We start from the raw sequence: 13,443 nt of genomic DNA on the forward strand, positions 1-13,443 counted from the left end.
GTAAGCCTGCTGCACATGAAGAAACAAAAACCGGGTACGGTAATAAAAAACTAGAAGGACCGAATCGGCCTTCGACATAACCATTCAAAGTGGAAATCAGCTTGCTTGATTTCCATTTTTCGTATCTCGTTTATGTTGTTATCACTTCCAATATTTTTATGATTTTCCCAATTTGAACCTGCTTATTTAAATACCACTCTGTCATTTCAATTGGGTGAATATGATTTACGTTCTCTTCTAGCCATTTTTTCTTCAGGCGACGCGTTTTCGACCAGTCTTCCATTTTATAGCTGTGATGTTTAATGATTGGATATGTACACCGTAAAAAAGGAGTTGATCTCCTAAGATTATTCATTAAATAATATTCATAATCATATCGCGATCCTGTATGAGTAGTCCGAATCGCAAATTGGTAAAACTGTGGGAACAATTCGTTTTTAAATAAAATATCCGCTAGCCTTTTCCCTAAATCAATTCTCTTTGATAGTGATTTAAATCCATTAGCACTTGCTCCATACAACTGACCTTCACATGTTGGAAAAAGAACTGAACTGTAATGAAACCAATCTTGCAAAAAAAATTGAGGTGTTTGAAAGACATTTTTCCTAGAGACTGGATGCTTAATTACTGGCTTCTGAATGATGTTTTGTTCATTAATAATTTGAGAAATCATTAGCTTTTTTAAGTTTTTTCTTTCCCAAAAGCTCAGCCACTCCCTTTCCATAAATGTAGATACATGGAAATTACTTAATAAGTGAAACATTGGACGATTTATTTTCGTCGAATATTGATAGAGCAGCAATTGGGGAAAGGCATCTTGAAAAATAAGCCAGTTTGCTCGTTCATATGTTAAGAATAATTTCTTCCTTAGTTTTTCGTTTATTATTTTCGGATAATATTCACCTTCAAGATCACACATATTCCAACCAGCATTTCGGGACACCATGCTGGCGAGGAAGGACCAAATGATTTCTGGATTTTTGTTAAAAAAATCGAAATAAGCATCTGTTCGAGAAATATTATCGGCGTTATATACATTTGTCTTATTTTTAATTTTTATGACCAATTCAAGCTCTTCCTTATTCAACTGTTCGAGTATATTTGTTTTCTTAAAAAACATCTTGGTTCTGCCTCCAAAAGACATATTGCTTAACATTTGCAAATCGGTGCTTTTTATTCAACCAAAGAACACGCAGATTTGTTATGATAGGTAATAGCTTGTGAGGTGAGATTCATGAAGTTCCATTATCCAAACGGCAAAAAGTATATTCCAGCTAAGCGGGAAACTGTTCGTACGAAGCAGGAAAAAAAGTGGTCTTACAGCAACCGCGGGATGACTTTGGAGGAAGATATCAATGAGACGAATGAGTATTATTTAACAAATGGAATTGCTTCCATTCATAAAAAGCCGACACCTGTTCAAATTGTTCAGGTTGATTATCCGAAAAGAAGTGCCGCTGTCATTAAAGAAGCCTATTTTAAACAGGCATCAACAACCGACTATAACGGGATATACAAAGGTAGATATATTGACTTTGAAGCAAAGGAGACGCAAAATCTTACATCATTTCCATTAAAAAATTTCCATGATCATCAAATAAAGCATATGGAGACAATTCTTCATCATGATGGAATATGCTTTGTGCTATTGCGGTTTTCAGCTTCAGAGGAAATATTCCTTCTTGAAGCCAAGCATTTACTTATGTTTTGGAAGAGGATGATCGATGGCGGAAGAAAGTCAATTTCAAAGGAAGAGATTGAAAATCACGGGCATTCAATCCCCTTAGGATATAACCCCAGAATTGACTATATTAATAAAATCGATTATCTTTATTACCTTGAATGAAATGCGGAAGCGCCTTGATCAGGGGCTACAAGCATAAGGCAGACCAGCGATTTTACTTTATAACTCTTCTTATCGTCAGAAAGGATGAACATAAATGACAGAAAAATACCAATCAAGAGAGGAGCGCCGAAGACAGCAAGCTGCAAAGCAAGACAAAAAAAGCAAGAAGCCATCTAAAGGGATTTTTAAACGGATCTTCTTCATTTTAATTGGTCTTGGAATTATAGGCATGCTTGCCGGTGCTGGCACCTTTGCCTATATGGTAAAGGATGCACCTAAACTGGATGAAAAGCAATTAAGGGATCCAATCCCTTCAAAAATATTAGATAAAGACAATAATCTGATAACTGAAATTGGCTCTGAGCGGCGGGAATACGTTGAGTATCAGGATATTCCAAAGCTAGTCGAAAACGCCTTCCTTGCAACGGAGGATGTTCGTTTTTACAAGCATCATGGTATGGACCTTAAGCGTTTAGGTGGGGCTATTCTAGCAAACTTTACACGCGGATTCGGTTCTGAAGGAGCTAGTACGATTACACAGCAAGTAGTAAAAAATTCCTTCCTTAACAATAACAAAACAATTAGCAGAAAAGCTCAAGAAGCATGGCTCGCCTTTCAGCTTGAGCGTAAATATACAAAGCAAGAGATTTTTGAGATGTATGTGAATAAAATTTGGATGGAAAATCGCAGTCATGGGGTTTTAACTGCATCCCAAACATATTTTGGGAAAAACCTTGATGAACTGACTCTTCCTGAAGCCGCAATGCTTGCAGGAATGCCGCAAAGTCCGGCTAATTATAATCCTTTCAAGCATCCGGATCGTGCTGAAAAGAGACGGAATATCGTTCTCTCCTTAATGCATCAGCATGGATTTATATCAAAAGAGGAAATGGAAGCAGCGCAAAAGGTTTCTGTTGAATCCAGTCTTTTACCTGAAGATAAGCGTAAGCACAACGATGCACCTTATGATTCCTTTGTTGACATTGTCATTGATGAAGTGCATAAAAAATATCCGGATCTTGATCTATCGTCAGACGGTTTAACAATTTATACAACTTTAGATACGAAAGCCCAAGATTATATGGAAAAAATGTTAAATACGAATGAGATTGTTCAATTTCCAGATGATGCCTTCCAGGCAGGGATTACCCTCCTTGATACGAAGACTGGGGAAATTAGAGCGATTGGCGGCGGTAGAAATCTTACTGTTAAACGGGGCTTTAACTTTGCACAGGATACGAGAAGACAAGCTGGTTCCACCTTTAAGCCAATCATGGATTACGGTCCAGCCATTGAGTATTTAAAGTGGGGTACGTATTATACGCTTGATGATAAACCGTACACATACTCTAACGGTGCTAAAATTAATAACTGGGATCGTAGGCATATGGGACTCATGTCCATGCGTGAAGCGCTAGCACGCTCTAGAAACATTCCGGCTCTGCAAGCCCTACAGCAAGTTGGCCCAGAAAATGCGAAACAATTTGCTAATAACCTAGGTTTTCAAATAAAAGATGTGTTAGAATCCTATTCTATTGGTGCATACGAGGTTTCGCCTATGCAAATGGCTGGAGCTTATAGTGCATTTGGAAATAACGGGATTTATACAGAGCCTTATGCCGTTAAAGCGATCGGCATGCGCGACGGTTCCAAGATTGATGTGACACCTGATTCTAAGCCAGTGATGAAAGATTATACAGCATTCATGATTACAGATATGCTAAAAAGTGTTATGAAAGATTCATACGGAACTGGAAAATTAGCCAATATTCCTAATCTGCATGTTGTTGGAAAAACGGGGACGACAAATTATACTGCCGATGAACTTCAGAAGTGGGATGTTCAATCTGGCGGTATACCAGATGCATGGTTTACCGGATATACAACAAACTATACTGCAGCTGTCTGGACAGGATATAAAGATCGTAGAAACTCAATTGCACCGAAGGATCAAAAGCTTGCCCAGCTCCTTTTCAAAAATTTAATGGAGCATGTTTCTCAAGGTGATAATACACCTGACTTCCCTGTTCCAAATAGTGTCGAAAAGATTGCGATTGAAAAAGGCTCCAAGCCGGCAAAGCTAGCGAGCCACTTTACACCGAAAGATCAAATCATTTATGAATATGCAATTAAGGGCAATGCCCCTACTGAGGTTTCTGAGAAATACGATAAACTTGCATCACCTACAAACTTAAACGCTAATTATGATGAAAATGCAAATGAAATTACTTTAACATGGGATTATCCTGATAATATGGAAAATGTTCAATACGAAGTTTCAGTATCCATTAATGATGGTGGTGATCAGCCATTACAGGTAGTTTCTGATAAAGGAATAAGAATTGCTAACCCTGTTCCTGGGGGCATTTATCAATTTAAAGTAACAGCGATAAAAGATGGTCAAAGAAGTGATGCAGCCACAGTTCGAGTGGAAATACCAGCTCCTGAGATCGATAAGGGCATTGATGAAGAAAACCCTTGGGTTCCTGGTGGCCCTGGAGATTCTGACAATGAAAATCCTGGGGATACTGAAAACGGAAATGGCCAAGGTAATGGCCAAGGTAATGGCCAAGGTAATGGGCACGGTAATGGGCACGGTCAAGGCAACGATCATGGTCAGGGAAATGGCAATGGTAACGGTGATGGTGAACCTGGTTCCGAACCGACTAACCCACCTATTGTCAATCCACCAGGTACTGATGGGCAATAGAAATGTATGCAAAAAAAAGGCGTCCTAAGCTTTATGCTTAGACGCCTTTTTGATTGCCAATTCCTTTACATATTGTTTATTTGTCTCAACCATAAGTTCTACTAATTGTTTATAAGATTGAAATAATGTTGGTCTTTTCATAATGAATTGCAGCCGCTCTGACAAGTTGATTGGCTGTATTTTTAATTGCTGGAATGCATGATCATTTGAAAGAGTGACTGGAAGACCATTAGCCCAATAAACATATTGAAGAAATAAGCAAATTCCTCTTTTCATTGGTACCAATACTTTAGCTTGTTCTTTATTCTTATAATAGTTTTCGATCGTGATTTTTAATAATTGCCATTCATTTATTACTGCTAATAAGCTTTGATCTTGAATTTCCCACGGTTTAACCGCTTCTACACGCGAAAAAAAAGCTGCCTCATAAAGAAAAGGATGAGAGACATTTAAATCTATCAGCTCATCCCTCTTAACGATAATATGTTCATTAGAAAAGAAAAACGGGTTCTTTAATTCATTGGGTACCGGAATCACGACTTGCCCGCTCATTCTTCTATCTTCCTCTTCATGCGTTTTTTCCCTTCACGGCAAATATCAAGTAATGGACATGTCTCACATTGCGGATTTTGCGCTTTACAATGATATCTACCGAAGAAAATCATTCGATGATGGGTAACGGACCATTCATCCATCGGAACCTTTCTCATTAACGTTTTTTCAACTTCTAATACGGAGTCTTTCCAACGGCATATGCCTAATCGTTTACTGACACGCTCAACATGTGTATCAACCGCGATAGCTGGAACATCATATGCAACGGACACGACAACATTGGCCGTTTTTCGGCCGACTCCAGGCAATTTTGTTAGTTCATCACGATCACGGGGAACTTTTCCATCATACTCTTCTATTAGTAATTGACATAATTTTTGAATGTTTTTTGCTTTATTTCTATAAAGTCCAATGGAGCGAATATCATTTTGCAGTTCTTCTAATGAAACATTTAAATAATCTTGTGGATTTTTATACTTTTGAAATAAGTTTGCCGTTACTTTGTTTACTAGAACATCTGTACATTGTGCAGAAAGCGCGACAGCAATGACAAGTTCAAACGGATTAGAATGATTTAATTCACAATGGGCATCTGGAAACATTTCACCCATTTTATCAAGACAAAATCTAATTTGACTGTTATTCAACAACTTTCTTCACCACTTATTATATATTAAAAAATTATTGCTCTAACCAATTGTAAAACGGAATGGACTTTGTTTGCTGTACTTGGCTTTCATTTGGCTTCAGCCTTTGCTGCTGTTGGTTTTGCCTAAATTTCTTTCCATAGCTTTTTGCTTGTTCAATCGTTTTAATTCCATTTTTCTTCCACTCGAACAATATTCGATCGATATAGCGAAAATTTAATTTCCCGGAAATAACGGATTCTCTTAATGCAGCTTTAATAATATGGGGATCATGATGATCGTCATCCATCCATAAGGCAAGCGTTTCACATTCAAATGGAGATAATGGCCGTCCGAACTCTTGTTCAAAGCATGTATATAAATCAGTTTCACTCTGCCCGTTCACTCTAGCTGCTTCTTGCTTTTCTTTAAGAAGAAAATAATCGATGAGCTTTTCCCATAAAGGTTCGAGATGATATTGTTCATAGCGTATTCCATCTGTAGAGTAGCTATCTTTAATCTCGATATAGCCTTTCTGGATTAATCTTCTGAGTATTGCCGTACATTCTGAAACGGAGATCGTCATGCTAGAAGATAATTGAACTGGAGTAGGAAATGCATTCCCCTTTTCAATGAAGGAGATGACATGCAGGATTAATACTAGTTCATGTTCATTTAAATTCATTTCTTTGTAGTTAGATAATAAAACCCCAGGGATTGTAATATTTCCTTCCTGGAGCCACTTCAACATACTTGTTTTGGACATTCCTGACACCTCCATATAAGTATATCATGAACAAAGACCTTGTTGTTAGGAGAATAAACAGGTAACTTTTCCTGGCTCATTTAATTGACATTGAATCTTGCTTGTTAATTAATAGAGGAATCGTCTTTTGAACGATTCCTCTGTATACCTATATTTTTTACAAATGGCGTTTTCATAACTTCGTTGCTATTTAATCGAAAGTAGCGCGGTTGATTACCGCTTCAATCAACAACAAAAAATGTTTTAAATAATACAAAAATCGCTTTTCTTATGGATAAAGTCGATTTATTAGACGTGGGAATGGGATCGTTTCACGAACATGCTCTACACCGCTAATCCAAGCTACTGTTCTTTCTAGGCCAAGTCCGAAGCCGGAATGTGGGACTGAACCATATTTACGCAGCTCTAAGTACCATTTGTATGTGTCCAAATCTAAATTATTCTCTTCAATACGCTGCTTCATAAGTTCATAATCATGAATCCGTTCTGAGCCGCCAATAATTTCTCCATAACCTTCAGGAGCAATTAAGTCTGCGCAAAGGACAACTTCTTCCCTGTTCGGATCTGGCTGCATGTAAAATGCTTTAAGAGAAGTTGGATAATGTGTAATGAAAACTGGTTTGTCATAGCTTTCAGCAATCGCTGTTTCATGCGGAGCACCGAGATCATCTCCCCACTGAACATCGTCAAATCCCTTCTCATGCAAAAACTTAATTGCTTCATCATAAGTAATGCGAGGGAATGGTGCTTTAATTTGCTCTAATTTAGACGTATCACGGCCTAATGTTTTCAATTCCAATTCGCAATTTTTGAGAACAGATTGAACAATATGAGATACATATTCCTCTTGAACCTTTAAGTTATCTTCATGGTCATAAAAAGCCATCTCAGGCTCAATCATCCAGAACTCAATTAAGTGGCGGCGAGTTTTAGACTTTTCTGCACGGAATGTCGGGCCGAATGAAAACACTTTTCCAAGAGCCATTGCAGCAGCTTCCAAATGCAACTGTCCACTTTGTGATAAATAGGCATCTTCATCGAAATATTTAGTAGCAAATAATTCTGATCCGCCCTCAGCCGAGCTTCCTGTTAAAATTGGAGGATCCACTTTGACGAATCCTTGCTCGTTAAAGAATTCATAAGTTGCCCGAATAATCTCATTTCTAATTTTCATAATCGCATGCTGGCGGCGAGAGCGCAACCATAAATGGCGATGATCCATTAGAAATTCAGTTCCGTGCTCTTTCGGTGTAATTGGATAATCAACCGCTGCTTGAATCACTTCAATTCCAGTAACAAGCATTTCATATCCAAATGGGGAGCGCTCATCTTTTTGAATTTTTCCCGTTATGTAAACAGATGATTCTTGGGTTACAGCTTTTGCCGCTTGGAAAACTTCTTCCGGAACATCTGACTTAACGACTACGCCTTGAATAAAGCCTGTCCCATCACGAAGCTGAAGGAAAGCAATCTTTCCGCTTGAACGTTTATTCGCGACCCAAGCACCAATTTTCACTTCTTGATCAACATATTTGTATACTTCAGAAATCGTTGTTTTTAACAATTAAATTCCCTCCAAAAACTAACAAATCACTTTTGCATCTTATATATTATACCTTTTTATACAAGAGACAAGCAACACCGAAAAGCGGCAGCTGATCTCTTCAGTTGCCGCTTTCATATTATTTCATTTTTTTCTCAACAAAGCGATGGATTCTATCAACTGCTTTTTCTAAAAGCTCTAATGATGTTGCATAAGATAAACGAATATTATTTGGGGCACCAAAGCCTGAGCCCGGTATAACAGCTACCATCGCTTCTGCAAGCAGGGCTTGAGAGAACTCATCAACATTTGCATAGCCTGTTATTTCTGCAGCTTGTTTTACGTTCGGGAAAAGATAGAATGCTCCCTGTGGTTTAAGACAAGTAAATCCTGGAATCGCAATCAGCTTGTCATAAATAATATTTAGCCTTTGTTCAAAGGCTTCGCGCATTTCGGTTAACATATCTTGCGGACCCGCATAAGCTGCAATCGCCCCGTATTGGGCAGTCGTAGTCGGATTAGATGTACTATGGCTTGCAAGATTTGTCATTGCTTTAATAATGTCTTTATTTCCTGCCGCATAGCCAATTCTCCAGCCAGTCATAGAATGAGACTTCGATACGCCATTAATAATAATCGTCTGCTCTTTAAGTTCTGGAGAAATCTGTGCAATTGAAATATGCTCATGATCACCATATATTAACTTTTCATAAATCTCATCAGAAACAATGAGAATATTGTGCTTTAAGCAAATCTCACCTAATTCTTTCAGTTCGTCTTCTGTATAAAGCATCCCTGTTGGATTGCTCGGTGAATTAAAAATCACTGCTTTTGTTCGGTCAGTAATAGCTTCTGCCAATTGTTCAGGCGTAATTTTATATTCATTTTCCTCTTTACCTTCTACATATACCGGTACACCGTCAGCTAATTTTACTTGCTCAGGGTAGCTTACCCAATAAGGGATAGGAATGATGACCTCATCCCCTTCATCTAGAATAGCCTGGAATAATGTATAAAGAGCGTGCTTTGCACCGCTAGCAACGATGATTTGACTTACATCAAAGTCAATTCCTTGGTCAGCTTTAAATTTTTTTATTATTTCTTTTTTTAATGTAGGCAATCCTGCAGAAGGCGTATATTTTGTATGTCCTTCATTCATGGATGCAAATGCTGCATCGATAATATGCTGTGGGGTATTGAAGTCAGGTTCACCTGCTCCTAAACCAATCACATCATGTCCCTGTTCCTTTAATTCCTTTGCTTTTGCTGTAATGGCAAGCGTTGTTGATGGGGTTAAAGCTTTTACTCTTTGAGCTAATTGAACGTTCATTTACTTTTCCTCCACTCACTCTCAAGCAGCCTAAAGGTTCGAGAAGCAGTTTATCGCGGATTAACGGGCTGTAAGAATCCCACATCAAGAAATTGTGAAAAACAAAGATTTTCAAGTAGGAGATCCAACAGCCCGTATAGGCCCAATAAGTTCAACTAACATTAAGTGGGGATAAAGCCCCCCACTGAATGAAGTTTTACTTTATAAATTCTCAATCTTTTTCAGCCACTCACCTGTTTTGAAATCTACATAATAATAATTTATTAAATCTCCATCTGTCCGGTAATATATTTCCCATAATGGGATATTCTTTTCCATACCTAAACGAACGGAAATGATCTCTTTTGGACTTTTTTCTTGTCTCAGCTTATCAATAGCTTGCTTTTTTGTAACTCCATCTGCTACCTTTCGAACTATGATTTTTCCGTCTTTTTCAGGTATCCAGACGTAAATGCTCTTTCCTTCTCTATTTTTCCCTTTAACAATGTAATACGTTTCCTGTCCATGATAAAGCTGAAAATCTTCAACATGAATAAGTCTCGTTTCTTTCATTGCCATCTCAACTGCTTTTTTTTCTGCTGCTTTCACTGGCTCAACAGCATTAAAATACACAAAAATCCCAGACCCTAAAAAAATTACAAATATCAATAAACTTATAATAATTACTTTTTTCACATTTGTCACTCTTCTTATGTACGATAAATTGAAAATATAGCTTTATTTTTATCTTCTTTATCTAATGCAAGCCCAAACATTAAATCGCTTTCTTTCAGTGTTCTGTTTAATGCATCAACAACCTTATAGAGGTCTGGGCTAGCCTGAATTTTCACCGTCGATAAAACCTCAATTTTACTTTCCATGCTGGAATTCCTCCTCAAGTACAACAAAATTTGTAATTAATACACAACTAGATTTGGGACAAACTATATGTACGAAACAACTTTATCGCAGATTAACGGGCAGTAAGAACCCCACTTTAAGGATTCGTGTATAAACAAAGAAAATGTTGAGTTTCAACTGCCCGTAATGGCCCGATTGGTTCAACTAATAATCAGTGAAAAACCCCTACTAATTGAAGTTTAATTTTATCTTAGTATAACAGCTACAGAAAAAAGCTTGAATAAAAAATCTAAAATTTCTTCTAATCCACTCACGTTTTAGCTGCGCTTGTTAGAGCGCAGCCTTTTTATTTTTCTTGAGAATCGTAAATTAAATCAACAATCCCTTGTATATTGCTTTTAATTAGAGGAACCTTTGGAATGGATTCTAAAAAGGCCTTTCCATATTGAGTCGTTGTTATTCTTCGATCAAAGATAATAATAAATCCTTTATCCATTTGTGTACGAATCAATCTGCCAAATCCTTGTTTAAAGCGAATAATTGCCTCAGGCAATGAATAATCCGAAAAAGGATTGCCGCCGTTTTGTTTAATTAATTCAGATTTCGCTTCTGTATACGGTTCATCCGGAGGTGAGAAAGGCAATCTGACAATGATTAAACATGTAAGATCCTCCCCAGGAATATCAACCCCTTCCCAGAAGCTGTTCGTCCCTAATAATATTGCCTTTTCAAATTTTTGAAAATTACGTGTCAGTCTTGAGCGGCTGCCACTCGACACACCTTGGGCAATAATTGCATAATCAGTTAAAAATCCTGATTCCTTTATTAGCTCATAAGTTTTTTTCAGCATTTCATGAGAAGTAAATAATATGAGCATCCTCCCCTTTGTTGCTTCTGCCATTGAAATAATATGTTCACTAATCGCAGAAACATATTCTTCCAATGTTACATGATTCACTTCAGGGAGATCCTCTGGAACAATCAATTTTACTTGCTCTTTATAATCAAATGGCGATGGAATTTGCTCCAAAGAACAGTTTTCCTTAGCTAATCCGAGTTCATTTAACATATAGTTGAATGAATTTTTCACTGATAATGTTGCAGAAGTAATAACAGCTGATTCTTTTTTGCTGAAAAACGTATCTTTCAAAAATTGTCCTGAGCTTAATGGCTGAGAATAAACCGTCGTTGCATTTTGCATAGATCTTATATCCATTTCAATCCATGAAACATAGTCTTCAGATGGAAGGATAAAAATATGCTTGATCACTTTTATTAATTCTTCAAATTTTTCTTTTATCGATACAAGCTCTTCTAAAAATGCTTTGTCACGAGCAGATAAATTGTCTTTAAACAGACTAATGAAATTTAATCTATTTTCTAATGCATGAATGAAATCTTTAAGATGAAAATAACATCTTTCCGCATTCGTTTTTAATGCCTTCCACTCTTGACTGGAATCATTTAATGGAAAACGGCTGTTAATTCGGTGATAGCCTTTTCTTGACTTTGATTTTTTTTTCGCAAACAGCCCAATAATCTTAAACAGTTCGTCCGTTTCGAAAACAAGCTCTTGAACCATCTGATTGATTTCAAACGAATGCAATAATTGACTGTTTTTTGTCTCTGCTTTTTCTATGATGTTTTCAAGCTTGAATAACATTTGTTTTTGCTCGAGCAGTCCGATTCTGCTTAATAAAAACCTTGTCGTTAAATAATCAAGGGAATAGCCAAAATGCTGACTAGCTGCCTTAACAAAATGGTGTCCTTCATCAATGACAACATGGCTATATTTCGGCAAAATAGACTGACTGGCAACTAGATCAGTTAGAAGCAAGGAATGATTCGTAATGATAATATTAGATTTTGCAGCCTGGCTTCTTGCTCTTAAATAAAAATCTCTTGAAAGCCATGATTTCTTTTGGAGGAAGACAGTTTCATCATTTTTGATTTTATTCCAGAAAATGAAGCCTCCGCTCGATAAATTGATTTCATTGATATCACCAGTCATTGTTTCTGTCAGCCAAACAAGGATTTGCATTTTTGTTAATATGGTATCGTAATTATCTTCTAAATCCAATAAAGACTGCTCAAATTTAGCCAAACTTATATAATGGCTTCTTCCTTTAAGTATGACCGCCTGAATGGGAAAAGGAAGCATCCGCTGCAGTTTAGGAATATCATTTGAAAGAAGCTGCTCCTGAAGCTGTGTTGTAAATGTACTGATAATGACTATTTTGCTGTTTTCCATTCCATAAATAACAGCCGGAATTAAATAGGCTAATGATTTACCAACGCCTGTTCCAGCCTCAATTAAAGCATGCTTTTTATGTGTAAAAGCTTTATAAACAGCATCCATCATTGTAAATTGGCCTGAGCGAATTTCATAATTAAGGAATGCTTTCGCAAAAAGCCCAGATTTAACAGTAGGATCAATTGGGTAAGTTATTTCTTGTTCCCAAGAAGTTTCTTCCTCATCTTGAAGCTTTTTAAGGGCAATTCCCCGATGAATTTCTAAGTCAGCTGGCAGCGTTTCAACTACGGCTTCTTTTTTAATGATAATGGTATCGATAAATAAATCTAAATCACTTTTGAGCCCGCCAGAAAGCTTATGAATTTGCTTAATTGTCGCAAGCGGCAATCGGTTAAGCCGTTCTATTAGCAGCAATAAAAGCTCTGCCGTTACATATGCGTCACTATCAGCCTGGTGGGGGCGATCATGCTTCAATCCTTCTCTTAGCGCAAGCTCCGATAATTGAAAGCTATCAGCTGTTGGCATTAGCACCCTTGCCAGCTCGACTGTATCCAAAACAGGTCCATAAAAGCCATTGAGCCCTGCTTCAAGCAATTCTTCTTGCAAGAACGATAAATCAAAAAGCACATTATGCGCCACGAAATATGCGTCTTCTAAAAGAGTCAGAACTTTTGGTGCAATTTCAGAAAAACTAGGGGCATCTTTGACCGCTTCATCATCTAGGCCCGTTAATTCCTCAATAAAAGGCGGAATGGGCTGAGCAGGGTCTACTAAAGAAGAATATTCTTCAATAATTTTTCCGTTTTCAATGACTACTGCGGCAAATTGAATTATTTTATCGCCCTTTTTAGGAGCGTTACCTGTCGTTTCTAAATCGATCACAACAAATTTATTACACATACTACACACCTCTAACATTCAGTCAATCAAACGGTATCATAAAAACGGAAAAAGAAAAAGAAATATTGACTCC

The 13,443-nt window shown here is 37.3% G+C and carries 11 protein-coding genes; 2 read left to right on the top strand and 9 right to left on the bottom strand.

Annotated features, from left to right (window positions below; translation table 11 throughout):
- Positions 1-130 precede the first annotated feature (130 nt).
- Positions 131-1,120 (bottom strand): DUF2515 domain-containing protein, encoded by a 990-nt coding sequence (locus F7731_RS01600; protein WP_151533009.1) that lies wholly within the window; start codon positions 1,118-1,120, stop codon positions 131-133.
- Between the two features lie 114 nt (positions 1,121-1,234).
- Here F7731_RS01600 and recU point away from each other — a divergent pair, with 114 nt between their 5' ends.
- Positions 1,235-1,846: a Holliday junction resolvase RecU gene (gene recU, locus F7731_RS01605; protein WP_151533010.1), complete on the top strand. Its 612-nt coding sequence runs from the start codon at positions 1,235-1,237 to the stop codon at positions 1,844-1,846.
- A gap of 94 nt (positions 1,847-1,940) precedes the next feature.
- The gene (locus F7731_RS01610) at positions 1,941-4,556 is read left to right on the top strand and encodes a penicillin-binding protein 1A (protein WP_151533011.1); all 2,616 of its coding nucleotides are present in this window, start codon (positions 1,941-1,943) and stop codon (positions 4,554-4,556) included.
- 24 nt (positions 4,557-4,580) lie between these two features.
- On the opposite strand, the gene F7731_RS01615 is transcribed toward F7731_RS01610, so the two are convergent.
- The 8 genes from F7731_RS01615 to dinG form a co-directional block, all read right to left on the bottom strand.
- Positions 4,581-5,108 (bottom strand): YpoC family protein, encoded by a 528-nt coding sequence (locus F7731_RS01615; RefSeq protein WP_151533012.1) that lies wholly within the window; start codon positions 5,106-5,108, stop codon positions 4,581-4,583.
- Entirely contained in the window at positions 5,105-5,761 is a 657-nt protein-coding gene (gene nth, locus F7731_RS01620; RefSeq protein WP_151533013.1) for an endonuclease III, read from the bottom strand. Before nth ends, F7731_RS01615 begins: the two co-directional genes overlap by 4 nt.
- Before the next feature lie 31 nt (positions 5,762-5,792).
- Positions 5,793-6,503, bottom strand: coding sequence for a DnaD domain-containing protein (locus tag F7731_RS01625; protein WP_151533014.1), 711 nt, complete (start codon positions 6,501-6,503; stop codon positions 5,793-5,795).
- A gap of 268 nt (positions 6,504-6,771) precedes the next feature.
- Positions 6,772-8,067 (bottom strand): asparagine--tRNA ligase, encoded by a 1,296-nt coding sequence (gene asnS / locus F7731_RS01630; protein WP_151533015.1) that lies wholly within the window; start codon positions 8,065-8,067, stop codon positions 6,772-6,774.
- 118 nt (positions 8,068-8,185) lie between these two features.
- Complete coding sequence (locus F7731_RS01635; protein ID WP_151533016.1) at positions 8,186-9,376, bottom strand: pyridoxal phosphate-dependent aminotransferase; 1,191 nt, start codon at positions 9,374-9,376, stop codon at positions 8,186-8,188.
- A 201-nt stretch (positions 9,377-9,577) separates the two neighbouring features.
- Positions 9,578-10,051, bottom strand: a complete 474-nt coding sequence (locus tag F7731_RS01640; protein WP_151533017.1) for a cell wall elongation regulator TseB-like domain-containing protein — start codon at positions 10,049-10,051, stop codon at positions 9,578-9,580.
- A 14-nt stretch (positions 10,052-10,065) separates the two neighbouring features.
- Positions 10,066-10,236 carry a YpmA family protein gene (locus tag F7731_RS01645; protein ID WP_151533018.1) on the bottom strand — a complete coding sequence of 57 codons (171 nt, stop codon included), beginning with the start codon at positions 10,234-10,236 and terminating at the stop codon, positions 10,066-10,068.
- A gap of 326 nt (positions 10,237-10,562) precedes the next feature.
- Positions 10,563-13,370 carry an ATP-dependent DNA helicase DinG gene (dinG, locus tag F7731_RS01650; protein WP_151533019.1) on the bottom strand — a complete coding sequence of 936 codons (2,808 nt, stop codon included), beginning with the start codon at positions 13,368-13,370 and terminating at the stop codon, positions 10,563-10,565.
- Positions 13,371-13,443: the final 73 nt, after the last annotated feature.

Origin of the sequence: Cytobacillus depressus, assembly GCF_008923245.1 — a bacterium.
In the GTDB taxonomy this organism is placed as follows: domain Bacteria; phylum Bacillota; class Bacilli; order Bacillales; family Cytobacillaceae; genus Cytobacillus; species Cytobacillus depressus.